Annotated in this window: 27 protein-coding genes; 17 read left to right on the top strand and 10 right to left on the bottom strand. The window is 70.7% G+C overall.

The window, feature by feature from the left end; genetic code table 11:
• The first annotated feature begins 59 nt into the window (after nucleotides 1-59).
• Nucleotides 60-857 (top strand): adenosylcobinamide-GDP ribazoletransferase, encoded by a 798-nt coding sequence (locus tag ACTMTF_RS01055; protein WP_441108798.1) that lies wholly within the window; start codon nucleotides 60-62, stop codon nucleotides 855-857.
• 22 nt (nucleotides 858-879) lie between these two features.
• On the opposite strand, the gene ACTMTF_RS01050 is transcribed toward ACTMTF_RS01055, so the two are convergent.
• From ACTMTF_RS01050 to ACTMTF_RS01040, 3 genes are read right to left on the bottom strand one after another with little or no spacing between them, the layout of a single operon-like run.
• Nucleotides 880-1,764, bottom strand: coding sequence for a lysostaphin resistance A-like protein (locus ACTMTF_RS01050; RefSeq protein ID WP_441108797.1), 885 nt, complete (start codon nucleotides 1,762-1,764; stop codon nucleotides 880-882).
• A complete protein-coding gene (locus tag ACTMTF_RS01045) occupies nucleotides 1,761-2,750 on the bottom strand; it encodes a hypothetical protein (protein ID WP_441108796.1) in 990 nt (329 codons plus the stop codon). The genes ACTMTF_RS01050 and ACTMTF_RS01045 overlap by 4 nt, the downstream gene beginning before the upstream one ends.
• The gene (locus ACTMTF_RS01040) at nucleotides 2,747-3,094 is read right to left on the bottom strand and encodes a GntR family transcriptional regulator (RefSeq protein ID WP_397001230.1); all 348 of its coding nucleotides are present in this window, start codon (nucleotides 3,092-3,094) and stop codon (nucleotides 2,747-2,749) included. Before ACTMTF_RS01040 ends, ACTMTF_RS01045 begins: the two co-directional genes overlap by 4 nt.
• Before the next feature lie 105 nt (nucleotides 3,095-3,199).
• On the opposite strand from ACTMTF_RS01040, the gene ACTMTF_RS01035 reads away from it, so the two are divergent.
• The 13 genes from ACTMTF_RS01035 (at nucleotide 3,200) to ACTMTF_RS00975 (ending at nucleotide 16,233) form a co-directional block, all read left to right on the top strand.
• Nucleotides 3,200-4,681 carry a leucyl aminopeptidase gene (locus tag ACTMTF_RS01035; protein WP_441108795.1) on the top strand — a complete coding sequence of 494 codons (1,482 nt, stop codon included), beginning with the start codon at nucleotides 3,200-3,202 and terminating at the stop codon, nucleotides 4,679-4,681.
• 51 nt (nucleotides 4,682-4,732) lie between these two features.
• Nucleotides 4,733-6,097: a dihydrolipoyl dehydrogenase gene (gene lpdA, locus ACTMTF_RS01030; protein WP_397001234.1), complete on the top strand. Its 1,365-nt coding sequence runs from the start codon at nucleotides 4,733-4,735 to the stop codon at nucleotides 6,095-6,097.
• Between the two features lie 37 nt (nucleotides 6,098-6,134).
• Nucleotides 6,135-7,577 carry a 2-oxoglutarate dehydrogenase, E2 component, dihydrolipoamide succinyltransferase gene (gene sucB / locus ACTMTF_RS01025; RefSeq protein ID WP_441108794.1) on the top strand — a complete coding sequence of 481 codons (1,443 nt, stop codon included), beginning with the start codon at nucleotides 6,135-6,137 and terminating at the stop codon, nucleotides 7,575-7,577.
• Nucleotides 7,578-7,716: 139 nt separating this feature from the next.
• Complete coding sequence (locus ACTMTF_RS01020; RefSeq protein ID WP_441108793.1) at nucleotides 7,717-8,607, top strand: TIGR01777 family oxidoreductase; 891 nt, start codon at nucleotides 7,717-7,719, stop codon at nucleotides 8,605-8,607.
• A 46-nt stretch (nucleotides 8,608-8,653) separates the two neighbouring features.
• Entirely contained in the window at nucleotides 8,654-9,391 is a 738-nt protein-coding gene (locus tag ACTMTF_RS01015; RefSeq protein ID WP_441108792.1) for a Type 1 glutamine amidotransferase-like domain-containing protein, read from the top strand.
• 38 nt (nucleotides 9,392-9,429) lie between these two features.
• A complete protein-coding gene (gene lipB, locus ACTMTF_RS01010) occupies nucleotides 9,430-10,122 on the top strand; it encodes a lipoyl(octanoyl) transferase LipB (protein WP_397001242.1) in 693 nt (230 codons plus the stop codon).
• Between the two features lie 47 nt (nucleotides 10,123-10,169).
• Nucleotides 10,170-11,147, top strand: coding sequence for a M48 family metallopeptidase (locus ACTMTF_RS01005; RefSeq protein WP_441108791.1), 978 nt, complete (start codon nucleotides 10,170-10,172; stop codon nucleotides 11,145-11,147).
• Nucleotides 11,148-11,194: 47 nt separating this feature from the next.
• Nucleotides 11,195-12,124, top strand: coding sequence for a lipoyl synthase (lipA, locus tag ACTMTF_RS01000; protein WP_441108790.1), 930 nt, complete (start codon nucleotides 11,195-11,197; stop codon nucleotides 12,122-12,124).
• 163 nt (nucleotides 12,125-12,287) lie between these two features.
• Complete coding sequence (locus ACTMTF_RS00995; RefSeq protein ID WP_441108789.1) at nucleotides 12,288-13,244, top strand: helix-turn-helix domain-containing protein; 957 nt, start codon at nucleotides 12,288-12,290, stop codon at nucleotides 13,242-13,244.
• Nucleotides 13,245-13,384: 140 nt separating this feature from the next.
• Entirely contained in the window at nucleotides 13,385-13,771 is a 387-nt protein-coding gene (locus ACTMTF_RS00990; RefSeq protein WP_397001250.1) for a VOC family protein, read from the top strand.
• Entirely contained in the window at nucleotides 13,747-14,619 is an 873-nt protein-coding gene (locus tag ACTMTF_RS00985; RefSeq protein WP_441108788.1) for an alpha/beta fold hydrolase, read from the top strand. Before ACTMTF_RS00990 ends, ACTMTF_RS00985 begins: the two co-directional genes overlap by 25 nt.
• A gap of 169 nt (nucleotides 14,620-14,788) precedes the next feature.
• Complete coding sequence (locus tag ACTMTF_RS00980; protein ID WP_441108787.1) at nucleotides 14,789-15,469, top strand: DUF4191 domain-containing protein; 681 nt, start codon at nucleotides 14,789-14,791, stop codon at nucleotides 15,467-15,469.
• Complete coding sequence (locus ACTMTF_RS00975; protein WP_441108786.1) at nucleotides 15,469-16,233, top strand: class I SAM-dependent methyltransferase; 765 nt, start codon at nucleotides 15,469-15,471, stop codon at nucleotides 16,231-16,233. The genes ACTMTF_RS00980 and ACTMTF_RS00975 overlap by 1 nt, the downstream gene beginning before the upstream one ends.
• Here ACTMTF_RS00975 and ACTMTF_RS00970 read toward each other — a convergent pair.
• The 3 genes from ACTMTF_RS00970 to ACTMTF_RS00960 are packed head-to-tail and all read right to left on the bottom strand — an operon-like array spanning nucleotide 16,214 to nucleotide 18,468.
• Nucleotides 16,214-17,155 carry a hypothetical protein gene (locus ACTMTF_RS00970; RefSeq protein ID WP_441108785.1) on the bottom strand — a complete coding sequence of 314 codons (942 nt, stop codon included), beginning with the start codon at nucleotides 17,153-17,155 and terminating at the stop codon, nucleotides 16,214-16,216. The two genes, ACTMTF_RS00975 and ACTMTF_RS00970, sit on opposite strands and share 20 nt — an antisense overlap.
• Nucleotides 17,152-17,946, bottom strand: a complete 795-nt coding sequence (locus tag ACTMTF_RS00965) for a TetR/AcrR family transcriptional regulator (protein ID WP_441108784.1) — start codon at nucleotides 17,944-17,946, stop codon at nucleotides 17,152-17,154. Before ACTMTF_RS00965 ends, ACTMTF_RS00970 begins: the two co-directional genes overlap by 4 nt.
• Nucleotides 17,947-18,006: 60 nt before the next feature.
• Nucleotides 18,007-18,468, bottom strand: a complete 462-nt coding sequence (locus ACTMTF_RS00960) for an RDD family protein (RefSeq protein WP_397001262.1) — start codon at nucleotides 18,466-18,468, stop codon at nucleotides 18,007-18,009.
• Nucleotides 18,469-18,556: 88 nt separating this feature from the next.
• On the opposite strand from ACTMTF_RS00960, the gene ACTMTF_RS00955 reads away from it, so the two are divergent.
• Nucleotides 18,557-18,844, top strand: a complete 288-nt coding sequence (locus tag ACTMTF_RS00955) for a hypothetical protein (RefSeq protein ID WP_397001264.1) — start codon at nucleotides 18,557-18,559, stop codon at nucleotides 18,842-18,844.
• 96 nt (nucleotides 18,845-18,940) lie between these two features.
• A complete protein-coding gene (gene glnA / locus ACTMTF_RS00950; RefSeq protein ID WP_441108783.1) occupies nucleotides 18,941-20,365 on the top strand; it encodes a type I glutamate--ammonia ligase in 1,425 nt (474 codons plus the stop codon).
• A gap of 183 nt (nucleotides 20,366-20,548) precedes the next feature.
• Here glnA and ACTMTF_RS00945 read toward each other — a convergent pair whose 3' ends face one another.
• Complete coding sequence (locus ACTMTF_RS00945; RefSeq protein ID WP_441108782.1) at nucleotides 20,549-21,190, bottom strand: hypothetical protein; 642 nt, start codon at nucleotides 21,188-21,190, stop codon at nucleotides 20,549-20,551.
• A gap of 732 nt (nucleotides 21,191-21,922) precedes the next feature.
• Between ACTMTF_RS00945 and ACTMTF_RS00940 the strand changes: the two genes are divergently transcribed.
• Complete coding sequence (locus tag ACTMTF_RS00940; protein WP_441108781.1) at nucleotides 21,923-22,489, top strand: hypothetical protein; 567 nt, start codon at nucleotides 21,923-21,925, stop codon at nucleotides 22,487-22,489.
• 121 nt (nucleotides 22,490-22,610) lie between these two features.
• Here ACTMTF_RS00940 and ACTMTF_RS00935 read toward each other — a convergent pair whose 3' ends face one another.
• From ACTMTF_RS00935 to ACTMTF_RS00925, 3 genes are all read right to left on the bottom strand, one after another.
• Nucleotides 22,611-22,916, bottom strand: a complete 306-nt coding sequence (locus ACTMTF_RS00935; protein WP_397001271.1) for a hypothetical protein — start codon at nucleotides 22,914-22,916, stop codon at nucleotides 22,611-22,613.
• Nucleotides 22,916-23,227 (bottom strand): AbrB/MazE/SpoVT family DNA-binding domain-containing protein, encoded by a 312-nt coding sequence (locus ACTMTF_RS00930; protein ID WP_397001273.1) that lies wholly within the window; start codon nucleotides 23,225-23,227, stop codon nucleotides 22,916-22,918. The genes ACTMTF_RS00935 and ACTMTF_RS00930 overlap by 1 nt, the downstream gene beginning before the upstream one ends.
• A gap of 288 nt (nucleotides 23,228-23,515) precedes the next feature.
• Nucleotides 23,516-23,848, bottom strand: a complete 333-nt coding sequence (locus ACTMTF_RS00925; RefSeq protein WP_441108780.1) for a hypothetical protein — start codon at nucleotides 23,846-23,848, stop codon at nucleotides 23,516-23,518.
• Nucleotides 23,849-24,175: the final 327 nt, after the last annotated feature.

Here is a 24,175-nt window from a genome sequence, read left to right as displayed (position 1 = left end):
GAACACTCGCGACGTCCGCTCTCTGGAAGGTCTCTGTCCGGTGGCCGAGCCGTTCTGGTGTGGGGGCGGCGTCCGGCGTTCGCGGCGCGCTGATGGACGGGGTGCGGTTGGCGGTCGGCACGCTGAGTGTGTGGCCGGTCCGGGTGGAGCGGGTGGATCGCCGGGTCGCGGGGCGGGCCATGGCGGTGGCGCCCGTGGTGGGGCTGGTGCTCGGCGCGGTGGCGGCGCTCGCGCTGCTGCTGCCCGGCCCGCCGTTGCTGGGCGCCGCCCTGGCCCTCGGCCTGCTGGCCGTGCTGACGCGGGGGCTGCACCTGGACGGCCTGGCGGATCTGGCCGACGGCCTGGGCAGCGGCAAGCCCGCCCCCCAGGCGCTCGACATCATGAAAAAGTCGGACATCGGGCCGTTCGGCGTGATGACCTTGGTGTTCATGCTCCTCGTCCAGGCCGCCGCCGTGTCCGAGACGGGCCCCGCCGCGCTGGTGACGGCGTGCGTGACCGGCCGCCTGTCCCTCGTGTGGGCCTGCCGGCACGGAGTCCCCGCCGCCCGCGACGAGGGCCTGGGCGCGATGGTCGCGGGCACGGTACGGACGCACGTGGCCTGGCTCGTCACCCTGGCCGCCCTGCTGGGCAGCCTGGCCCTGGGCCTGGCGACCTGGCCCGGCTCCCTCACCGCCCCGAGCCCACCCGAGCCCCTGGTTCTGACGCCGACCGTGGCCCTGCTGGCCGGGCTCGGCGCGGCTCTGCTGCTGCTCCGCCACGCCCGGCGGCGGCTCGGCGGGATCACCGGCGACGTCCTGGGCGCGCTGGTGGAGACGGGCACGGCCACCACGCTGGCGGTCTGGGCCGTGCTCGGCTGACGGTGCGCAGGCGCGGGCGCCCTCAGGAGGCCGGTTGCGGAGTCCGTACCGGGAAGATCTTCAGCAGCAGCGCGCCGCACGCCGCGAGCAGGACCCAGCCGACCACGCCGCTCAGCCCCGCCACCACCAGATCGGGTGGCGCCGCGGCGTCGCCGAGCAGCAGGGTGACGGGGGCGACGGCGTTGAGGGAGGCGTGTGCCACGACCGCCGGCCACACGCTGCCCGAGCGCAGCCGCAGCCAGCCGAACACCACGCCGGCCAGGACGCAGAAGCCGGTGAAGTAGAGGGCGGCCCACGGCCCGAGGCTGGGGTAGTTGTAGCCGAGCAGGGTCAGGGGAGCGTGCCACAGGCCCCAGATCGCGCCGGAGAGCAGCAGCCCGGCCACCGTCCCGCGCGTGCCGGCGAGCCTGGGCAGCAGGTAGCCGCGCCAGCCCCACTCCTCGCCCAGCGCCGGGATGGCGTTGAGCACCGGGCCGATCAGCACGGCGACGACGACCTGGGTGACGGCGATCGAGGTCAGGCTCTCCGGGACGGGCAGGCCCTGGGCGCGGAGCTGCGCCTGGAACAGGCTCAGGCCGTCGAGGTCCACCTCCAGCACCCCCACGGCGACGCTGGCCGCCACCGAGAGCGCCACCAGCAGGGGGACGCCCAGCCACGCGGCGAGCACGAGCAGTGCCGTGCGGCCCTTGTGCTCACCGAGGGTCAGCCCGGTCTCGCGCAACCACTGGCGGACCGGCGTCCGGCTGAACGCCCACGCGGCGAGCACGCCCACGGTGGGCGTGAACATCATCAGCGCGGCCAGCACCCCCACCAGCGGTGTGCGCAGCCCGTCGCCGAGCCACAGGGGCAGCGCCACGACCCAGGACAGGCCGAAGGCGGCGACGAGGAAGGCGGCCAGCGGCCTCACGCGGCGGTCCTCTCGGAGACGAGGGCGTTGATGAGCGAGGCGCCGCGCTCGGCGTCGTCGACGCTGATGGCCAGCTGCCCGCCGGAGCGGTAGCCGATGACCAGGCACTCGCCGCCGCGCAGCATGATGGTGGCGGAGCCGGGCAGCCCGCGGACACCCCAGCCGCCCACCTGACTCGGGGCTCTCTCCTCGGTCCAGGCTCTGTCTATCTTGGCGAGCCGGATCCTGCGCTTGGGCCACGCGAGCGGGCCGAAGCCGAGCGCCACGCCGTCGTCGGCGACACGGGCGGTGAGCGACGAGACGAACAGGCCGGCCAGCAGCACCACGCCGAGGGCGGGCAGCAGGCCGGCGACCACCGGGCCGGTGAGGACACCGGTGATCTCGAATGCGCCGAGCGCGAACAGGGCGACCGCCGCCACGACCGCGACGGCCAGGGGCCAGGGGTTGCTGATCCTGCTGACCCAGACCGCGCGCTGGCCGGGCCTGAGCCTGAGCACCGGCGGCTGCCGGTCGGCGGCGTCCCGCTCGTGGGGGGCGCCTCTGCCGAGGTATCCCCCGAGCGCCCCCACGGCCGTCGGCACGCCCACCAGGGCGAGGGGCGCCCAGAGCGGCAGAACCGCTTCGGTCCAGCTGGCCACGTCGAGGTTGGCCAGCAGGGTCATGCCGCTCAGGCCGAGCGCGAAGAGGGCGCCACCGACGAGCCCCGCCCACCAGGCGGCGCGGGCCGACCTGCGGGACAGGCCGCGCACCGCCGCGGTGAACAGCACTGCCCAGAGCACCGCCCACAACACCACCGGCATGCCCACGAAGACCGCGAAGGACGCGGCGCCGTCGGCCGTCGAGCCCGGCCCCCAGTGCACGGCCAGCGGCTCCGGCAGCCGGTCGCGCAGCATCAGGGGCGCCGTGATCAACGCGGCCGTGACGACCACTCCCCAGACTGCGGCGATGACGCTCGCGGGCACTCTGCCGGAATCGCGGGTGGTCATGGGAGCTCCTTCAGAATCGTGATGACGTCCTCGGCGCGGTAGCCGTACCTCTTGGCCTCTTCCAGGAGCTCGCGCGCCCGCTCGCGGATCAGGGCGCGCCCGTCGGCCTGGCGCGCGACGCTGACCCCGCGCCCCCGCCTGAACTCCAGCAGGCCCTCTTCCCGCAGGTCGCGCAGGGCGCGAAGCACGGTGTTGGAGTTGATGCCGAGCGCTTCGGCGAGGTCTCTGGCCGAGGGCAGCCGGTCGCCCGGCGTGTAGGAGCCCTCGCCGATGGCGCGCCGGATCGCGCCCGCGACCTGCTCGTGCAGAGGGCGGGCGTCGTTGAGATCAAGGGTGAGCAACATGGTGCTAATGACACTAGCACCATGTCGTCATGAACGCTTGCCGATTATTGGTGGGATGAACCCCTGTTTGTGAGTACGGAGAAACCGTGGATAGCATCGGTTTACGTGACCACTGTGCGGCTGAACTCAGCAGATCCAGTCTCTCTCGACACCGATGCGCTCGTCGTCGCCTTCCGGCCGGGCGCCGGAGGCCCGAGCCCGGCCGTGAGCGCCGAAGCACTCGACGCCGCCTTCGGCGGCAAGCTCGCCACCTCGCTCACCTCCGTGGGATTCACCGGCAAGGCCGGAGAGCTGGCCAAGCTGCCGACGTTCGGCGCCGTGACCGCGCCCGTGCTGGTCGCGGTGGGCGTGGGCGAGTCAGTGGACGCCGAGGGTCTGCGCCGGGCCGCGGGCGCTGCCGTCCGCTCCCTGGCGGGCACCACGCGCGCCGCGCTCGTGCTGCCGGCCGGTTCCGCCGAGGAGGCCGAGGCCGTGGCGCTGGGCGCGCTGCTGGGCGCCTACTCCTTCGCCCGCTACCGCACCGGTGACGACCAGAAGGCGCCGGTCGCCGAGCTCACCGTGGTCTCCGGCGCGGACGGCAGCGTGACCGACGGCGTGGCCGAGCGCGCGAGCGTGCTGGCCGAGTCCGTCACCCTGGTCCGCGACCTGGTCAACACGCCGCCGTCGGACCTGTGGCCCGCCAAGTTCGCCGAGATCGCCGAGCAGACCGGCGGCAAGGCCGGGCTGACCGTCGAGGTGCTCGACGACCAGCGGCTCAAGGAGGCCGGCTACGGCGGCATCATCGGCGTCGGCCAGGGCTCGGTCAACCCGCCGCGCCTGGTCCGCCTCTCCTACACCCACCCCGACGCCGCCAAGACGCTGGCGTTCGTGGGCAAGGGCATCACGTTCGACTCCGGCGGCCTGTCGCTCAAGCCGTCGGCGTCGATGGACTGGATGAAGTCCGACATGGGCGGCGCGGGAGCCGTTTTCGGGGCACTCGTCGGCATCGCGCGCCTCAGCCTCCCGGTCAACGTCGTCGGCTACCTCTGCCTGGCGGAGAACCTGCCGAGCGGCACCGCCCAGCGCCCCTCCGACGTCATCCACAGCTACAGCGGCAAGACCGTCGAGGTGCTCGACACCGACGCCGAGGGCCGCCTGGTCCTCATGGACGGCATCGCCCGCGCCGCCGAGGACGGCCCCGACCTGATCGTCGACGTGGCCACCCTCACCGGCGCCCAGATCGTCGCGCTCGGCTGGCGCACGGCCGGCGTCATGGCCAACGACGACGCCGTGCGCGACCTGGTCGTCGAGGCGGCCGGCGCCGCCGGTGAGGGCGCCTGGGGCATGCCGCTGCCCGAGGAGCTGCGCAAGGGCCTCGACTCCCCGGTCGCCGACATCGCCAACCTCCAGCCGGAGCGCTGGGGCAGCATGCTGGCCGCGGGCATCTTCCTCAAGGAGTTCGTGCCCGACGGGGTCCGCTGGGCGCACATCGACATGGCCGGACCCGCCTTCAACAAGGGCGAGCCGCACGGCTACACCCCCAAGGGCGGCACCGGCGCCATCACGCGGACCCTGATCGGACTCGCCGAGCGGCACGCGAGCATCTGAAACAAATGAAAAGATGACGGCATCACGAACACCCCGACAAGGAGCCATCCTGTGGCCTACGACATCGTCGTCCTAGGTGGCGGCAGCGGCGGTTACGCCTGCGCGCTCCGGGCGGCCGAGCTCGGCAAGACGGTCGTCCTGATCGAGAAGGACAAGATCGGCGGCACCTGCCTCCACAGGGGATGCATCCCCACCAAGGCCCTGCTGCACTCCGCCGAGATCGCCGACGAGACCCGGGAGAGCGAGTCGTTCGGCGTCAAGGCGCGCTTCGAGGGCATCGACGTCCCCGGCGTCCACGCCTTCAAGGACAAGATCGTCACGCGCGCCTGGAAGGGCGTGCAGGGGCTGCTGAAGTCCGCCGGCGTGACGGTGGTCGAGGGCGAGGGCCGCCTCGCCGGCGCGGGCCGCGTCCAGGTGGGCTCCGAGGTGTACGAAGGCCGCGACGTCGTGCTGGCCACCGGTTCGGCGCCCCGGTCGCTGCCCGGCCTCGACATCGACGGCCGGCGGATCATCACCAGCGAGCACACCCTGACGATGGACCGGGTGCCGTCCTCGGTGATCGTGCTGGGCGGCGGCGTCATCGGCGTCGAGCTGGCCAGCGTCTACCGCTCCTTCGGCGCCGAGGTCACCATCGTCGAGGCGCTGCCGCACCTGCTGCCGGCCGAGGAGGAGTCCAGCTCCAAGCTGCTGGAGCGGGCCTTCCGCCGGCGCGGCATCAAGTACGAGCTCGGCGTCTTCTTCGACGGCGCCAAGACCACCGACACCGGTGTGATCGTCACCCTCGCCAACGGCAAGACGCTGGACGCCGAGCTCCTGCTGGTCGCGGTCGGCCGCGGGGCCGTCACGACGGGCCTGGGCTTCGAGGAGGCCGGCGTGGTGATCGAGCGCGGCGCGGTCAGCGTCGACGAGCACTGCCAGACGGCGGTGCCCGGCGTCTACGCGATCGGCGACGTGATCGCCACGCCGCAGCTCGCGCACGCCGGGTTCGCCGAGGGCATCATGGTGGCCGAGCACATCGCCGGCCTCAACCCGCCGCCCATCGACTACGCCGGCGTCCCGCGGATCACCTACTCCGACCCTGAGGTCGCCTCCGTCGGCATCACGTCCGCACAGGCCGCCGAGCGCGGCATCGAGATCGTCGAGCAGGTCTACGACCTCGCGGGCAACCCGAAGAGCCAGATCCTCGGCACCGCGGGCGCCGTCAAGGTGCTCGCGCGCAAGGACGGGCCGGTCGTCGGCGTCCACATGGTGGGCCGCCGGATCGGTGAGCTCGTCACCGAGGGGCAGCTCATCTACAACTGGGAGGCGCTGCCCGCAGAGGTGGCGCAGCTCATCCATGCACATCCGACCCAATCCGAGGCGGTCGGTGAGGCGATGCTGGCTCTGGCCGGCAAGCCTCTGCACGTACACAACTAGTCCAGCCCTCGAGATCAGAACGCGAGAGAAGATAACGATGCCGGTCTCCGTACAGATGCCCCAGCTCGGCGAGAGCGTCACCGAGGGCACCGTCACCCGTTGGCTGAAGAAGGAGGGCGAGCGCGTCGAGGCTGACGAGCCGCTCCTCGAAGTGTCGACCGACAAGGTCGACACCGAGATTCCGTCGCCGTCCGCGGGTGTCATCACCAAGATCGTCGTGGCTGAGGACGAGACCGTCGAGGTCGGCGCCGAGCTGGCGGTCATCGACGAGAGCGGCCAGGCCGGCGGCGCCGCCCCGGCCGAAGAGGCCGCTCCCGCCGCGCAGCCCGAGCCGGAGCCGGAGCCGGAGCCCGCCCCGGCGCCCGTCTCCTCGATCCCGCAGCCCGCGCCCGCGCAGCCCGCCCCGGCTCCGCAGCCCGCCCCCGCCGCCCCGGCCGCGCAGGCCCCGGCGCCGCAGGCCCCGGCGCCCGCCGCCGCCCCGTCCCCGCTGCCCACCTCCGGTGAAAGCCCGTACGTCACGCCGCTGGTGCGCAAGCTGGCCAACGAGCACGGCGTGGACCTGGAGGCGATCACCGGCACCGGCGTCGGCGGCCGGATCCGCAAGCAGGACGTGCTGGAGGCCGCCAAGAGCCGGCGTGAGCAGGCCGCCCCGGCGCCCGCCCCCGCCGCCGTTCAGGCCGCTCCCGCTCATGCCGCCCCGGCCGCTCAGGCGCAGGCCCCGGCCGCCGAGCCTGAGCCGGTCCAGGTCGACACCACGCTGCGTGGCCGCACCGAGAAGATGACGCGCCTGCGTCAGACGATCGCCAAGCGGATGGTGGAGTCGCTGCAGACGGCGGCCCAGCTCACCTCGGTCGTCGAGGTCGACGTCACCAAGATCGCGCGCCTGCGGGCGAAGGTGAAGGACGACTTCTTCCGCCGCGAGGGCGTCAAGCTGACCTTCACCCCGTTCTTCGCGCTGGCCACCGTCGAGGCGCTCAAGCAGCACCCCAAGCTGAACGCGACGATCAACAACGAGACCAACGAGGTGACCTACTTCGACGTCGAGAACCTCGGCGTCGCGGTCGACACCGAGCGCGGCCTGCTCGCGGCCGTGGTCAAGGACGCCGGTGACCTCAACCTCGCCGGTCTCGCCCGCAAGGTCACGGATCTGGCCGAGCGCACCCGCGCCAACAAGGTGACGCCCGACGAGATCACCGGCGGCACGTTCACGCTGACCAACACCGGCAGCCGCGGCGCCCTGTTCGACACGCCGATCCTCAACCAGCCGCAGGTCGGCATGCTCGGCACGGGCGCCGTCGTCAAGCGTCCCGTGGTGATCGACACCCCCGAGGGCGAGGTCATCGCGGTCCGTTCGATGGTCTACCTCGCGCTGACGTACGACCACCGCCTGGTGGACGGCGCCGACGCGGCCAGGTTCCTGACCACGATCAAGCGCCGCCTGGAGGAGGGCCGCTTCGAGGCTCAGCTGGGTCTCGCGTAGCGAGGTCCCGCTCGGGGGCCGGGCCGGATCGGCCGGATCGCCGGCCGGACCACGGGCGGGACCGGTGAGCCGAGGGGCCGGGGGCGCGGACTGCCGCGCCGCCGGCCCCTCGGCGTCCGGCGGCGTTAGTGTGACCCGTATGACGATCATCGTGACGGGGTCTTCGGGCTTGCTGGGCAGGCCTCTGGTCGCCGCGCTGCGGGGCGCCGGCGAGCGGGTGGTCACCTTGGTGCGGCGCGAGCCACGAGACGGTGACGAGGCGTTCTGGAAGCCTTCTGAGGGGGTGCTGGACCCGGCGGCGCTGGCGGGCGCGCGCGCCGTCGTGCACCTGGCGGGGGCGCCGATCGCCGGGCGGCGCTGGACCGCGGCCTACAAGAGCGAGCTCGTCCGCAGCCGCGTCGAGAGCACCCGGCTGCTGGTCGGCGCGCTGGGGCGGCTGCCGCAGCGGCCCGAGGTGCTGGTGTCCGCGTCCGGCATCGACTTCTACGGCGACACCGGCGACCGGGTGATCGACGAGAGCGCGGGCAAGGGCAGCGGCTTCCTGCCCGATCTGTGCGAGCGGTGGGAGGCGGAGGCCAGAGCGGCAGGCGAGCTCGGGATACGGACCGCTCAGCTGCGGACCGGTCTCGTGGTCAGCGGACGCGGCGGAGCGCTCGGCCGGATGCTGCCCATCTTCAAGATCGGGCTCGGCGCGCCGCTGGGCTCGGGCAGGCAGCACTGGTCGTGGATCTCCGAGCAGGACTGGCTGAACGCGACCCTGCGCGTCCTCGACACGCCCGAGCTCTCCGGGCCGGTCAACCTCACCTCCCCCACCCCGGTCACCAACGCCGAGTTCACCAGGACGCTGGGGGCGGCACTGCGCAGGCCCACCATGCCGGTGCCGGTGCCGGGCTTCGCGCTCAGCCTCGGGCTCGGCGAGTTCGCCCGGGAGCTGCTGACCGGCCACCGGATCCTGCCGGCGAAGTTGACAGCCGCCGGCTTCGGCTTCGCCCATACCAGTCTCGGCGATGCGCTGCGCGCCGTACTCTAGTGTGCTGTTCGTCCTTCGCTCGGGAGATTTACGGGGAGATACCGACATGACCAGGTCAGGGCAGTCGCACATCCTTGCCATCGGGGGCGGATCTTTCCGGCCGACCGGGCGCTACGGCTTCGTCGAGGCCAGTCCGCTGCTGCGCTACGGCCTTGACCTGACCGGTCAGGATCGCCCCAAGCTCGGCCTGCTCGCCACCGCGACCGGCGACAGCTCCGACTGGCTGCTCAAGATGTACGGCGCGTTCGCCGGCTGGGACGTGGAGCTGAGCCACCTGACCGTGTTCCCCATGCCCAACGTCGAGGATCCGCGGGGGTGGATGCTGGAGCAGGACATGATCTACGTCAGCGGCGGCAGCGTCGCCAACCTGATGGCGTTGTGGCGGCTGCACGGCCTCGACGAGGTCTTCGACGAGGCGTGGCGGGCCGGCGTGGTGCTGTCCGGGCAGAGCGCGGGCGCGCTGTGCTGGCACGTCGGCGGCAACACCGACTCCTTCGGCCCCCGGCTGCGGGCCTGGTCCGACGGGCTCGGCCTGCTGCCCTATTCGTGCGGGGTGCACTACAACGCCGACCCGCAGCGCCGGACGCTGCTCCAGCGGTCGATCGCCGACGGCGAGCTGCCCGGTGGTTACGCCGCCGACGAGGGCGTGGCGCTGCACTACGTCGGCACCGAGTTCATCCAGGCGGTGACGTCCGATCCCGACGGTTACGCCTACAAGCTGGAGCACGACGGGGCCGGAGGGACCAAGGAGTTCAGGATCGAACCTCGGTTGCTGACATCCTGAATTACCCTACAAGGGTGAGGGAACGGCACAATGGACACATGCGCCCCACCCATGGGGTCGATCCCCACGCACTCGCCATCGTCCGCCTCGGCGTCGACGTCCCCTACGAGCAGGCCTGGTCGCTGCAGCGCTGGGTGCACGGCAAGCGTGTCGCGGACGAGCTCCCCGACACGCTGCTGGTGCTGGAGCACGCGCCCGTCTACACCGCGGGCAAGCGCGCCGCCCCGCACGAGCGGCCCACGGACGGCACTCCGGTGGTCGACGTGGACCGGGGCGGCCGGGTCACCTGGCACGGTCCCGGCCAGCTCGTCGGCTATCCGATCGTGGCCGTCACCGACGTGGTCGACTACATCTGCCGCCTCGAAGAGATGATGATCCAGGTCTGCGCCGACTTCGGCGTCACGGCGCGGCGCGTCCGCGGCAGGGCCGGGGTATGGGCCGTGGGCGACAGCAGCCTCGGCCTGCCCGACCGGCAGCTCGGCACGGTGGGCATCCGCCTGTCGAAGGGCGTCACGATGCACGGTTTCGCGCTCAACTGCGCGAACGATCCGCGGTGGTTCAACCGGATCGTCCCGTGCGGCCTGCCCGATGTGGGCGTCTCCTCGCTCTCCGCGGAGACCGGCCGCCGGATCGTGGTCGAGGAGGTCATGCCGATCGCCGAGAAGCGGCTGGCCGAGACGCTCGGCAGGGAGCCGTTCGACCTGCACGAAGAGGATCTGCTGCGCCGCTGACCGGATACGCGGTGGTCCTCCCCGTTCACCCGCCTTACGATCGGGCTGTGAAGCGGATCACAGCTCTGGCCATCGCGCTCGTCGTACACGCGCTGACGCTCGCCTTCGTCGTGCTCGGCTCCTGGACCATCGTGGTCAACTCCGAGTTCGTCTTCGGCTGGCTGATCGGCGGCGGGCTGATCGGGATCGGCTGGCTGCTGCGGCCGCGCCTGGGCCGGGTGCCCGCCGACGCCGAGGTGCTCGACCGCTCCGCCGCCCCGGAGCTGTACGGCACCGCCGAGCGGGTCGCCGACCGGATGGGGATCGGGCGGCCCAGGAAGATCGCCGTCGAGGACCTGGTGCCGGCCACCACCTACGAGCGGGTCGGCCCGCTCAGGACGCCGGTGCTGTTGATCGGCCTGCCGCTGTGGCTGGCGCTGCCGCCTCGCCAGCGGGTGGCGCTGCTGGCCCTGGCCTACGCGCGCGGCACCGCCGGAGACGACGTCATCGTGCGGAGCGCCCTGTGGACCCTGGGCGAATGGCGCGGGGCCCTGCTGGGCTCGGCGCCGCTGAAGGCGCGCGAGGAGGCCCAGACCAAGATCACCGCCTCGGTCGGCGCGCTGGAAAGCCCCAGCACCGGCTACGAGGTGGCCGGCATGTTCGGGCGGATGATCGGCCGCGTGCTGGGCATCCCGGTGCTGCTGCTGGAGCGCGGCCTGATCCGGCTGACGCGCTCGGACGACGGCCGGCGGCGCGAGCGGACGCTGGCGCTGGCGCGGCGGGTGGTGCCGGCCGAGGACCTGGCGGAGCTCGAAGCGGTCATGGCGGGCACCAGCTACCTGGCGCCCATGCAGGCGGCCGTGCTGCGCGGGGAGAACGTACCGGCGATCAGGAGGGGCGCGCTGGCCCGCTTCGAGCAGGCCGGGCCGAGTGTCTTCGGCTCCCCCGCCGCGACGCTGCTCGGCTCGGCCGAGTCCGACCGCATCGACGATGAGCTGCTCAGGCACTACACCCGGGCGGTGCGCGGTTTCGGCCTCATCACCTGAGGTCCCCCCTCGGAGCGGTCATGCCGGGCGAGACGTAAGGTGGGATCGTGACCGTTGCTCCTGAAGGCCGTAAGCTCCTCCGCCTGGAGGTGCGTAACGCCGAGACCCCTATCGAGCGCAAGCCCCCGTGGATCAAGACCAAGCTGAAGACGGGCCCCGAGTACACCGAGCTGAAATCGCTCGTGCGCCGGGAGGGCCTGCACACGGTCTGTGAAGAGGCGGGCTGTCCCAATATCTACGAGTGCTGGGAAGACCGCGAGGCCACCTTCCTCATCGGCGGCGACCAGTGCACGCGCCGCTGCGACTTCTGCCAGATCGACACGGGCAAGCCCAAGGAGTACGACCGCGACGAGCCCCGCCGGGTGGCGGAGTCGGTGCGGCAGATGGGCCTGCGCTACGCGACCGTGACCGGGGTGGCGCGCGACGACCTGCCCGACGGCGGCGCCTGGCTCTACGCCGAGACCGCCCGCCAGATCCACACGCTGCTGCCGGGCTGCGGCGTCGAGCTGCTGGTGCCGGACTTCAACGGCGACCGCGACCAGCTGGAGGAGGTCTTCTCCAGCAAGCCCGAGGTGTTCGCGCACAACGTCGAGACGGTGCCGCGCATCTTCAAGCGCATCCGGCCCGCCTTCCGCTACGAACGCTCCCTGGGCGTGATCACGACCGCGCGTGACGCCGGGCTGGTCACCAAGTCCAACCTGATCCTCGGCATGGGCGAGACCCGCGAGGAGGTGGTCGAGGCGATGCGCGACCTGCACGCCGCGGGCACCGACCTCCTGACGATCACCCAGTATCTGCGCCCGACCCCGCGCCACCACCCGGTGGAGCGCTGGGTCAAGCCGGAGGAGTTCGTCGAACTGCAGGCCGAGGCCGAGGCGATCGGCTTCGCCGGGGTGCTGTCCGGCCCGCTCGTCCGCTCCTCCTACCGCGCGGGCAAGCTCTACCAGCAGGCCATCGCGGCCCGCCAGACGGCCTGACCGCGCCGGCGGCCCTGCCCGGCCGCCTGGCTGCCCCCGGCCGCCCCTGGCCGCCCGGCCCGGCGGACGTCCGGCCGGCGGACCACAGGCGCACGGCCCCGGGCGGATGCCCGGGGCCCGCTCATCTGGCTACCATGACAGGCGTCGAAGGAAGGCGACTCGCATGGCCGTCCTGATCCGCACCCGCGACGTGCCCTCCGCGCAGCGGCACGACGCCTGGCGGAGCTTCGTGTGCGACACCCTGGGCCCGCTCGACGTCCGGATCGATCCGGACGCGCCGCTGCGCGGCGAGATCGAGGCCGGCCGGCTCGGCGACGTGGGCGTCGGCCGGGTGCGCACCTCCACGCCGCACAGCGTGCACCGCACGCCCGGCCTGATCCGCCGCGACAGCCCCGAGCTCTACCGCGGGGTGCTGGCCTTATCGGGCAGCCCGCTGCTGGCGCAGGACGGCAGGAGCGCCCGGCTCAACCGTGGCGAGTTCGTCCTCTACGACTTCGCCAGGCCCTACGAGCTGGCCTACGACTCGGCCGTGCAGCTCGCCGTCTTCAGTTTCCCCCACGATCTGCTGGCGCTGCCTCCGGGCGCGGCGGCGGCGATCACGGCGGTGCCGATCACGTCCGACGGCGGCGCGGGCGCCCTGGCCGCGCCGCTGCTGCGGCGGGTGGCGCTCGACCTCGACACCTACCAGCCGGCCAGCGCGGCCCGGCTGTCCGCCGTGGTGATGGATCTGGTGAGCGCCGCCGTGGCCGAGCGCCTCGACCAGCTCCCGGCGCTGTCCCCCGAAGCCCGGCAGCGGACGCTGATGCTGAGCGTGCACTCCTTCATCGAGCGGCATCTGGGCGAGACCGACCTCGATCCCGCCGCCATCGCCGCCGCGCACCACATCTCCGTGCGCTACCTGCACCGGCTGTTCGAGTCACGCGACACGACGGTCTCGGCGTGGATCCGGCACCGCCGCCTCGAACGCTGCCGCCAGGACCTGGCCGATCCGGCGCTGCGGTCCCAGCCGGTGAGCGCCATCGCGGCCAGGTGGGGTCTGCCGGACGCGGCCCACTTCAGCCGCCTGTTCCGCCGGGCGTACGGGCGGCCGCCGATCGAGTACCGCCGCGAGGCCGGCTGAGCCCGGTATGCGCGGCTGATCCGGGTGTGCGCGCATCGTCAAGTCGACCGGCGCCAGGATGCAAGACCGGCGGCGTCCCGATCCGCAGACTGGAGGCAGGTTCGCGACCAGCGGACCACCTGAGTCGGAAGGAACGGGCAATGCAGCTTTTCGTGAATCTGCCGGTCAAGGACCTGAGCCGGTCGAAGACGTTCTTCGGCGAACTGGGCTTCGCCATGTTCGGCGCCGGCGACGACATGGCGTCGGTGATCATCAACGACGGCGCCCAGGTCATGCTGCTGGCGGAGGAGACGTTCGCCGGTTACGCGGCCAAGGAGGTCGGTGACGCGACCAAGAGCACCGAGGCGATCCTCGTCGTCGGCGTCGAGAACGCCGCCCAGGTGGACGAGCTGACGGAGAAGGCGCTGGCGGCCGGCGCCACCCCGCTCGGCCCGCCGAGGCAGGACGCCTTCCGCTACCAGCGCGCCTTCGCCGACCTCGACGGCCACCACTGGGAGGTCCTGTGCCTGGTCCAGCCCGCAGGTTGAGGTCGGCCCGTAAGGCGGGCACGGAGCTCAGGAGCGCTCCCCCGGCGGATCCGGTGACCGGGACGGCGATCTCCGCCGACGGGACACCCATCGTCTTCGACCGGCGCGGCTCGGGGCCGGCGGTCGTCCTGGTGCACGGGGCCTTCACCGGCCGGGGACATCCGACGCTCACCGGGGTGGCGACCGCGCTGGCGCCGTGGTTCACCCTGTTCGACTATGACCGGCGCGGCCGGGGTGACAGCGGCGACACCGCGCCGTACGCGGTGGAGCGCGAGATCGAGGACCTGGCCGCGGTGATGGCGGCCGCGGGCGGCGCCGCCATGGTCTTCGGCGGGTCCTCCGGCGGCGCGCTGGCGCTGGAGGCGGCCGCGCGCCTGCCCGAGGTCGTCAAGCTCGCGGTGTGGGAGCCGCCGTACCACGTCAGCCCGGACGCGCCCGACCTGCCGGACGACTTCGGCGCGCGGCTGGCCGATCTGGTGCGGGAGGGGCGGCGGGGGGCGGCCGTGGAGCTGTTCATGGTGGCGGCGGCGCAGGTGCCCGCCGAGCTGGTCGCGGACATGCGCGCGTCGCCCTCCTGGGCGGACCTGGAGGCGCTGGCGCACACGCTGGCGTACGAGGCCGCCGTGATGGGGCCGGGCAGCGAGCTGCCGGCGCGGCGGATCGCCACCGTCGACCGGCCCACGCTGGTGCTGAACGGCGAGCTCAGCCCGCCGTGGATGGCCGCGGCGGGCCGGGCCGTCGCCGGGGCACTCCCCCAAGCGGCGCATCGCGTCCTGGAGGGCCAGGCGCACGGTGTGGCCCCTGAGGCGCTGGTGCCGGAGTTGCTGGAGTTCTTCGTCGCCGGCTGACCGGGGTGACCGGAGTGACGGTCAAGGTCTGACAAAAGGGCTGGGCGCCGCCGCCGACCGCTGACGCGCGCGGCGCCCGTACCCGAAAAGGGGTTTGAAACGCGTCTCATGTGAAAGATCCGGCCACCGCGTTCTCGCACCTGTCCGGTTCGTTTGTATCCTTCCTTCCATGGCGAAGTCCGAGGATCCAGAGAAGCCGGGGCGCATCAAGCAGCTCCGTATGATCGCGAAGATCATCAAGCAGGCCAATCCCAAGGGAATGCCGATCGTCTTCCTTTCGGCGGTCGGCACGCTGGCTGTGGTCGTCGTGATCGGTCTGGTCACGGACTATCTGTGGTATTCCGTGTTCCTGGGCATCCTGGCGGCCTTCACGGTCGGCCTCGTCGTGTTCGGGCAGCTCGCGCAGCGGGCCCAGTATTCGATCCTGCACGGCCAGACGGGCGCCGCCGCGGCGGTGCTGCAGGGCATGCGCGGCAACTGGCAGGTGACCCCCGCGATGGCGGTCAACCGTGACCAGGACCTGATCCACCTGGTGATCGGCTACCCAGGGGTCGTGCTGGTGTCGGAGGGGCCCGGCACCCGGGTGGCGAAGATGCTGGCGGCCGAGAAGAAGCGGGTCGCGCGGGTGGTGCTGGGCATCGAGATCTACGACATCCAGTGCGGTGACGGCGAGGGCCAGGTGCCGCTGGCCAAGCTGCAGCGGCACATCATGAAACTGCCGCGCAACCTGAAGAAGCCCGCCATCAACGAGGTCAAGGACCGGCTGCGGTCCCTGCCGAAGAACATGCCGATGCCCAAGGGGCCGATGCCCAAGGGCGTGCGCATGCCGCGCGGCCCCAAGATGCGCTAGTGCCCTCGTCCTCTTCGCGGGCCAACCGGGGCTGGTGGGACGGCAACGCCGACGACTACCAGGTGGAGCACGGCGACTTCCTGCGGGACGCCGGCTTCGTCTGGTGCCCGGAGGGCGTGGACGAGGCCGACGCCCGCCTGCTCGGCGAGGTGCGCGGGCGGCGCGTGCTGGAGATCGGCTGCGGGGCGGCCCAGTGTGCGCGCTGGCTGGTCGGCCAGGGTGCCCAGGTCGTGGCCTTCGACCTGTCCCACCGGCAGCTGCTGCACGCCCGGCGGATCGACCTCGACACGGGCGTGCGCATTCCCGTGGCGCAGGCCGACGCCGAGGCGCTGCCGTTCGCCGACGACGGTTTCGACCTGGCCTGCTCGGCGTTCGGCGCGCTGCCGTTCGTGGCCGATCCGCTGGCGGTCCTCCGGGAGGTGCGCCGGGTGCTCAGGCCGGGCGGCCGGTTCGTGTTCTCGGTCAGCCACCCGATCCGGTGGGCGTTCCCCGACGATCCGGGGCCGCGCGGGCTGACCTCCGACCGGTCCTACTTCGACCGCGCCCCGTACGTCGAACGCGACGAGGACGGCACACCCACCTACGTCGAGCACCACCGGACGATGGGCGACTGGGTGAGCCTGATCGTCGCCTCCGGGCTGACCGTCACGGGCCTGCTGGAGCCCGAATGGCCGGAGGGCCACGAACGGCTGTGGGGCGGCTGGAGCCCGCTGCGCGGCAGGCACCTGCCCGGCACCGCCATCTTCAGCTGCTCGAATATCTAGCGGCCATCGCGCCGAAGACGGCCCTGGGCTCCCAGCGGGTCTCGTCGAGCATCCTGACGACCCCGTAGGAGCCGAGGTCGGCGGCGCCGAGGCGGGTGTAGCCGGCGAAGGTGAACCACAGGGCCGTCTCGACGCCCTCCTCCTCGAAGACGTCGATCAGCTCCTCCAGGTAGCGGACCTGCTCGCCCTCGTCGGGGACCGCGTCGCCGGGCACCAGCCAGGCCGACCCGCCCTGGTCGGCCGCGCCCCGGTAGGGGCAGGTGCCGAACTCGGTGACGGCGACGGGCTTGCCGTGCCCGAAGTGGGCGCGCAGCTCCTCGCGGAAGTGGCCGGCGTTGTAGGCGGCGCGGTAGGCGTCCACCCCGACCAGGTCGAACGGGGTCCAGTCGACGAACTCCCAGGGGCCGGCGGCGTAGGTGAGCCTTCCGTGGAAAAGTGGTCTGACGGTCTCGGCCGTCTTCGCCAGGTGGGCGTTGAGGGCGGGCATGATCTGGGGGATGGCGGTCTGCCACCACCCGGCGTCCGCCGTGGTCATGGAGCGCATGCGCGCGCCGTAGGTGTCGCCGGGCAGGAAGCCGTGGCAGAAGGCGCTGGTCTCGCAGCCGGCGACCAGCACCACCTCGGCGCCGCCCGCGCGCAGGGTCTCGGCTCGGCGGGCCGATTCGGCGTACAGGTCGAGCGTGTCCTGGGGGTGGAGGTCGACGGGGAACGGCGCGAACCAGACCTCCAGGCCCGCTTCGGCGGCCTGCTCGGCGGCGACGGACAGGCGGGCGGGGTCGGCGCCGGAGACGCGGACGACCTGGCAGTGCAGGTCGTCGGCGATCACGCGCATCTCGCGGCGGACGGTCTCGGCGTCGAAGACCTTACGGGAGCGGTCCGGCTCGGGGAGGAAGCCGGTGTCGTAGTTGATCCCTTTTTTCACGATTTATCTCCATTTTTCGGCTTAAGGCCGTTTTCGAGGAGGTCGAAGGCGAGTTCGACGTCGGCCGTCCGGCGGCGTCCCGCCTCCTCCAGGGGCATGCCGGCGGCCAGGCGGTGGAAGAACGCCTCCTGGACGGTGGTGAGCGTCGCGGTGATCTGCCCGGCCATGATCCGCGCCGCCAACTCCCGCGCCTCACCGCCCTCATGGCCCTCTTGACCCTCTCGACGTTCGCGGCCCCCAACGCACTCACCGCCCTGGCTGCCCTCGCGGCCTTCGCCGGCTTCCGCGTCGGCGCGCGCGGGGTCGACGCCCTCGGCGGCGGCCTCCGTGACGGCGATCTCGGCGGCAGCGCCCTCTGCGGCCGTCACGAAGGCGGCCTGCAGCACGGCGGCCAGTTCGTAGCGCTGGCCCATGTGGGCCTGGTAGACGCCCGCCATGAGGGCCGGGGTCCGGGAGACCACCCGGACCTGGGTCAGCAGCCGCTCGACGTCGACGCCGTCGACGCCCTGGGCCGCGACCGCGCGGTAGTGCTCGCGCAGCGCGTCGAGGGGCGATTGCCCGGGCCGCCGCCCGGCGACGATCCCGGCGGGGTCGTCCTGGATCCCGTCGAGGACCAGGCAGTCCTTGGTCGGGAAGTAGCTGAACAGCGTCACCTTGGCGACGCCCGCGGCCTCGGCCACCTCATTGACCGTCACCGCGTCGTACCCACGCTCGTCGAACAGCCGCAGCGCCACCTCCGCGATGCGCAGCCGCGTCTGCTCCTTCTTACGCTGCCTGAGCCCTGACATCATGACGGCAGCATAACCATACCGAGTTCGTTTTCATACCCGGTACGGTTTTTGCGCCGGAGATCACATACGGACGACCATGGTGTTGGAGACCCTGTCGTGCAGGCCGCGGTGGTCACGGTCGAAGATCAGTGCCGGCACGGCGAGGATGAGCAGCACGGTGCGCACCAGCACCGGCACAAGGCGCGGATCGCCGCCGTCCATCGCCGCGACCCTGATCCCGGTCAGCCGGTGCCCGAAGGTCTGGCCCATGAGGGCGACGAGGACGAGATACTGCACCGCGAAGATCAGGGCCGGAACCCACGGCGACGCGGCCGGGTCGGTCCTGAACAGCAGCTGCGTGATCGCCCACGTGCAGATCATCCAGTCGATGACCAGGGCGCCGATCCTGCGCCCCCAGCCGGCGATCGACCCGCTGCCCTCCTGGGGCAGCCCCAGGCGCTGGCCCGGATATCCAAGGTCGACGCCGGCGGATCGCATCCCGCCGAGCCAGGTCTGCGTCCAGCGCGGCTCGTTCCTGCTCATGGCTCCACGGTATCCGGCAGGGCGGCCGGTCGGGATCGTGACCCAACCGCGCTTCAAAGCGGGCCGCTTCGGGCCCATCATGTACGCCATGCCGTATGGGGACGACCTGGACGCGCGCTTCAACGAGTTGGTGGCGCAGATCAGCGAGGACGAGCGGCGCAGCATGCGAGCGGCGGCGGGCAGGGCGGCCCGCTCCTCGGGGTCCGGCCGCCGGATCTCGCGCGCCTGGTTCGCGGCGGCGGCCGTGCTGGCGGTGATCACCGCGGCGGGGCTGGTGCTCGTCTTCCGCCCCGGGCTGCTAACCCCCGGCCAGGCCACGCCGCAGGACACCGCGCCCCCGGCCTTCCGCGTGCCGGCGGGATCACAGCCGACCTGACCATCCGCGTAACACGTGCGAAACAATCGAGACACTCTATGGAAACGGCCCCGCCGTACGGTCGGGCTGATAGCCCGTCCCCAGGGAGGTTCGAGAGTGTTCAGCTCCGCCGACGACGTCCTGAAGTTCATCAGAGACGAAGGGGTGCAGTTCGTCGATGTCAGGTTCACCGACCTGCCGGGGACGACGCATCACTTCACTTTCCCGGTTGAGAATTTCGCCGCCAACGTCTTCACCGACGGCCTCATGTTCGACGGCTCGTCGATCCGCGGCTTCCAGGCCATCCACGAGTCCGACATGCTGCTCCTGCCGGACCCGTCGAGCGCGGTGCTGGACCCGTTCCGCCAGCACAAGACGCTCAACATCAACTTCTTCGTGCACGACCCGCTGACCGGCGAGGCCTACAGCCGCGACCCGCGTAACGTCGCCCGCAAGGCCGAGGAGTATCTCCGTGGCACCGGCATCGCCGACACGGTCTACTTCGGCCCGGAGGCCGAGTTCTACATCTTCGACGACGTCCGCTTCGAGACGCGCGAGAACGCCGGCTACTACTACATCGACTCCATCGAGGGCGCCTGGAACACCGGCAAGGCCACCGAGGGCGGCAACCTCGGCTACAAGCCGCGCTACAAGGGCGGCTACTTCCCGGTGCCGCCGATGGACCACTTCACCGACCTGCGCTCGGAGATGGTCCGCAACCTCATCGAGTGCGGCATCGACGTCGAGATGCAGCACCACGAGGTCGGCACGGCGGGCCAGGCGGAGATCGACTTCCGGTTCGGCACGCTGCTCAAGACGGCCGACAACCTGATGCTCTACAAGTACGTCATCAAGAGCACCGCCCTTGAGTACGGCCACACCGTCACGTTCATGCCCAAGCCGATCTTCGGCGACAACGGGTCCGGCATGCACTGCCACCAGTCGCTGTGGAAGGACGGCTCGCCGCTGTTCTACGACGAGGTCGGCTACGCCGGTCTGTCCGACACGGCCCGCTACTACATCGGCGGCTTGCTCAAGCACGCGCCGTCGCTGCTGGCGTTCACCAACCCGACGGTCAACAGCTACCACCGCCTGGTGCCGGGCTACGAGGCGCCGGTCAACCTGGTCTACTCCCAGCGCAACCGCTCGGCGTGCGTCCGCATCCCGATCACGGGCTCCAACCCGAAGGCCAAGCGCATCGAGTTCCGGGTGCCGGACCCGTCCTGCAACCCGTACTTCGCGTTCTCGGCCATGCTGATGGCCGGCATCGACGGCATCCGCAACAAGATCGAGCCGCCGGAGCCCATGGACAAGGACCTCTACGAGCTCCCGCCCGAGGAGGCCCGCCAGGTCCCGCAGGTCCCCGGCTCACTGACCGAGGTGCTCAACGCCCTGGAGGCGGACCACGACTACCTCCTTGAGGGCGGCGTCTTCACGCCGGACCTGATCGAGACGTGGGTCGCCTACAAGCGCGACAACGAGGTCGACCCGATCCGGCTGCGCCCGCACCCGCACGAGTTCGAGCTCTACTACGACGTGTGACGGCGGGGTTCCCGGCCTCGGCGATCTTCCCGGAAACGGGCGCTGAGCTGGAGAAAGGTTGTCGTTGCTTGTAGTTGTTGAGCAACGTCAGCCGGAACAAAACCGGACCAGAACGGCCCGGCACCCTGATCGGTGCCGGGCCGTTCTGCGCTGGTCGAGCTGATGATAACTGTTCCGTTGTCATCAGCTCGCCGCCTGTTCCGTGTAATGCTGCTCTGCCTTGAGCGCCTTGACGAAGACCGGGGCCAAAGCCGTGTTGTCGTCCAGCGTGAAGTGCCAGTGCCGCAGGTCGAGCTCGTGCTTGCGGTCGAGGAACTGCCGCTTCAGCCAATGGTTAGGCGCGTCGCGATTCGTGGTGCCGAACAACTTGGCGTTCTTGACGCTGAGCCGGGCGAGGAGCTGGTCCCAGAACTCGCGCTCGATCAGGGTGATCTCATCGACGTACGCCCCGGCGCAGGTCATGCCTCGCAGCCGGTTCTCCGACCAGGCGTCGTTCGACGGGATGATCTCAACGCGGCGGCCCAGTATGGCGGCGGTCGGCGCCCCGCGTGTGTAGATGATCCGCCGCGCGATCGGCCCCATGATCGCGGGATCCGTGAGCACGTCGAACACATTTCTGGCGATGGTGTCGCTCGCCTTGCCGACGATCACCAGCGAGCCGCCGCAGGGCGCGGTGGCGATGTACATGATCCACCGCATCAGCGAGGCGATAGTCTTCCCGCTTCGGATGGCACCCGACCAGATGTTAAGCCGGGCCGTGGACTCGCCGATCGCCCTCAACTGCTTCGGGGAGAGCTCCAGCGGGGTCGGCGCCGGCGTGCTCACAGGTCGTCCCCGGACTCGATCTCCACAGGCTGGCCATGATGCGGTCGAGACGGTCGATCTCCAGCTTGAGGAGCTGTTCCGAGGCCATTTGCTCCTGCTCGGCGGTCTTCTGCAGCGCCCGGTCGACGTCCTTGCTGACGGAGGCCGCGCCCGAGTAGCCCAGCAGCTCGGGACACGAGCGCCGGCAAGAAGTCAAATTCAGCGATCAAGGTAATCTCCTCCCGCCCCTGCAAAGAGGTGAAGAAACAGCTGAACAGTCTGTGAGCCAAGGGGGTGGACAAGCTCATGTGCACCCTCCCGCCCAAGCCGAAGGTCGCCGCAGAAGAGCCGCTGGGGTACCCAGCTGGTGCAAGGACGAGACCACAGGCTGGTACGGCCCCACCCGCTTCAACCAGTGCTTCTGGCAGACCGACAGCATTGCATGGGTCGTGGTCGACACCGGTGAGGTCATCGGCGGTATTGACTTCACCCACTACGTCTATGGACGCTGAAAAGATCACCATTCGGACCTATCCAATGACACACCCAAGGGGGAGAACGCGTCTCAGCGAGCACTTGAGACGCACGCGACCCGCGCGATCAGCGTTCCAAATGCGCAGGAACGCGACGAATGCGAAGATTCGCGGAGCCGCCTACTGGATTATGTTCCCCTCGCGTCGATCTTGAAAGAGCAATTATCAACGTTCGGCCACCATCGCCTCAAAACCGGCCACCACGCGATGCAATAGGGCAATGCCCGCCAAGAACACCCCGCCCCGGACCTTGCCCCTCCGCAGCTTCCGGCGGCTCGCCTTCCTCAGCTTCTGCGTCTTCACGATCATCGTTGGACTCACCGGCTTCGGTGTGCTGGAGATAGACCCATGGTTCAGCCTGGGCTCTGGCCTAGCCGCACTTCTCACGATGTCGTTCGCCCTGGCTGGCTGGGTGACCCAAGAAGCAATACGGCTCCGTCAACAACTGAAGTACGCCAGAGACGAGCCAAGTCAGCAACTCCGACACCGCGTCGAGGCCGTCAACACCGCTATCACCGAAGCCGCCGACCTCATGGACGAACTACGGCGCGACGTCGAAGCTCAGCAGGCCGCTCGCGAAGCACTCCTCGCCGAAGCCGAGCGCCAACAGCGACTCCTCGAACTCAACAAGGACGAGGCCGAGAAGATTCGACAGATCCTCGTTGGCGAGACCAAGGCGACCATTCGCGCCGCCTGGCGCCGTGAACTGGCCATCTTCTTCGCTGGCGTGCTCATATCCGGCGCGCTGTCCATTCCCATCGGCATCTGGGTGAACAGCATCAGCTAAATGAAGGCAGCAAGCAGCTCAGCCCCGCATAAGAAGCCACAGACCGCCGAGCAGGCACCCGACTATGACGGCCGCCCCCAACGCCACGCCCACCGCGTGCGCCCCGAACCGTCACAACGATCTATGGCCCAGGCGGCGGGGTGAAGATATCGTGGGTGCCGATCCTGCGCCAGATGATGTGCACCTCACCGGGAACTCGCTCGTCGCCGTACCTGAACGTGGCACGGCCATCGGGGGCCCAGGTCATCTCGAACACCCCCGGATAGGCGGTGACGCCCTTTACGCGAAGCCCGCCGCGAAAAGGACCGTCGGCGATGAGGTCAGGGACGAACGCCTCAGTGATCACCTTGCGAAACCTCGCCTGCTGCTCCGCTGTGAGCCGCTTCCAGTCGCGCTCGAACCGGTCCGCCGTGGCGAAGGTCGGCATCAGGCATCCTCACCCAGGTCGATGCCGTCAAGATGAGCGAACATGTCCTCGGCAGAGCGGTGGAAGGTCGTCCGGCCGGCCGCGATATCAGCCTCGGCTTGCCCCTCACCAGCCTGCCACTCCGGTGTCCAGAACCATATTTGGTCGGTGGGGATCGATACGAATCCACGGACCGTCACCGTGCCATCGTCGTGCACGGTGAACTCGACTTCATCCCCCTCTCCGATGTGGAGGGCTCGGCGGATCTCGTCAGGGACGGTGAGCTGAGCTTTGGCCCGTACCTTGGCGCGGGCTACAGAGGTGATGGACAAAGATACTCCCAGGCAGGAGAGTCGGATTGTCTTACTTTCCTACTCTACCCAATCGACCGCTCGGCATCCGCAGCAAGATCGAGGCGCCGGACCCATGGACAACAAGCGCGACAACGAGGTCGACCCGATCCGGCTGCGCCCGCACCCGCACGAGTTCGAGCTCTACTACGACGTGTGACGGCAGGCCACCGAACGGCCCCGGCGTCTTGATCGATGCCGGGGCCGTTCCCGTGCCTGGCGCCGTGGACGGTCATGGGGGGGCGACACGCGCCCTCCTGACCGACGTTCCTACCAGCCGGCGTGCGGCGGATAGGGCGACTGCTGGACCTGCTGTACCGGCACGGTCCGGGTCACTCGCCAGCCGATGAACGTCACCGGAATCGCCACGAGCAGCCAAAGTCCGATCGTGAACAGGGCCAGCCACCAGTGCAGGAAGAACCACAGGCAGGCGTGCACCCCGAAGGTGATCGGGTTGAACCCGCGCTCTTTGACCTGCGTGTACCGCACCGGCGCGTACTGCGGCCCCGACATCGGCGCCGGCATGTACGGCTGGCTGTACGGCTGCGGCTCATACGGCCCTGGCTGACCGTACGGGCCCTGCGGGTTCGGGGGGTAACCCATGGCGCGGCTCCAGATGGATGGGGCGTTTGGGACGTTCCAAGCATGCTCCTGGTCGGCCGCCCGCGCCCTCGAATGTCCGCATCCGGACAGCCGCCACGGCGCTCGCCGTACCACCTCGCAAGGAGCACCCTCGGCGCTGCCGGATTCGTCGCGACCGACCTCGGGGCAGCCGGTCGCGTGGCGCACGTCAGCGAGGCCGTCAATGGGGGGTTCGTGCTGATCTTCAACGGTTCCGGGCGGTTGTGACGGCGCCCGTCACGAGCGGCACGGGGGCGGTAGCGCTGGCTGTACCTCTGTTCTCCAGTTGGCGGGATCGATCATCAGGCG

The organism is Nonomuraea sp. ZG12 (assembly GCF_052068115.1).
GTDB lineage: Bacteria > Actinomycetota > Actinomycetes > Streptosporangiales > Streptosporangiaceae > Nonomuraea.
The sequence above is the reverse complement of the archived record's forward strand: the minus strand, read 5'-3'. Positions and strand labels throughout refer to the sequence as shown.

Bases quoted from the DNA above. Each gene is read 5' to 3' on its own strand.
- ACTMTF_RS00940 (WP_441108781.1), top strand. From the start codon at position 21,923: ATGCCCGCCAAGAACACCCCGCCCCGGACCTTGCCCCTCCGCAGCTTC.
- ACTMTF_RS00925 (WP_441108780.1), bottom strand. From the start codon at position 23,848: ATGGGTTACCCCCCGAACCCGCAGGGCCCGTACGGTCAGCCAGGGCCG.
- sucB (WP_441108794.1), top strand. From the start codon at position 6,135: ATGCCGGTCTCCGTACAGATGCCCCAGCTCGGCGAGAGCGTCACCGAG.
- ACTMTF_RS00955 (WP_397001264.1), top strand. From the start codon at position 18,557: ATGCCGTATGGGGACGACCTGGACGCGCGCTTCAACGAGTTGGTGGCG.
- lipB (WP_397001242.1), top strand. From the start codon at position 9,430: ATGCGCCCCACCCATGGGGTCGATCCCCACGCACTCGCCATCGTCCGC.
- ACTMTF_RS00980 (WP_441108787.1), top strand. From the start codon at position 14,789: ATGGCGAAGTCCGAGGATCCAGAGAAGCCGGGGCGCATCAAGCAGCTC.
- ACTMTF_RS00995 (WP_441108789.1), top strand. From the start codon at position 12,288: ATGGCCGTCCTGATCCGCACCCGCGACGTGCCCTCCGCGCAGCGGCAC.
- ACTMTF_RS00960 (WP_397001262.1), bottom strand. From the start codon at position 18,468: ATGAGCAGGAACGAGCCGCGCTGGACGCAGACCTGGCTCGGCGGGATG.
- ACTMTF_RS01040 (WP_397001230.1), bottom strand. From the start codon at position 3,094: ATGTTGCTCACCCTTGATCTCAACGACGCCCGCCCTCTGCACGAGCAG.
- ACTMTF_RS01045 (WP_441108796.1), bottom strand. From the start codon at position 2,750: ATGACCACCCGCGATTCCGGCAGAGTGCCCGCGAGCGTCATCGCCGCA.
- ACTMTF_RS01020 (WP_441108793.1), top strand. From the start codon at position 7,717: ATGACGATCATCGTGACGGGGTCTTCGGGCTTGCTGGGCAGGCCTCTG.
- ACTMTF_RS00990 (WP_397001250.1), top strand. From the start codon at position 13,385: ATGCAGCTTTTCGTGAATCTGCCGGTCAAGGACCTGAGCCGGTCGAAG.
- ACTMTF_RS01015 (WP_441108792.1), top strand. From the start codon at position 8,654: ATGACCAGGTCAGGGCAGTCGCACATCCTTGCCATCGGGGGCGGATCT.
- ACTMTF_RS00965 (WP_441108784.1), bottom strand. From the start codon at position 17,946: ATGATGTCAGGGCTCAGGCAGCGTAAGAAGGAGCAGACGCGGCTGCGC.
- ACTMTF_RS00935 (WP_397001271.1), bottom strand. From the start codon at position 22,916: ATGCCGACCTTCGCCACGGCGGACCGGTTCGAGCGCGACTGGAAGCGG.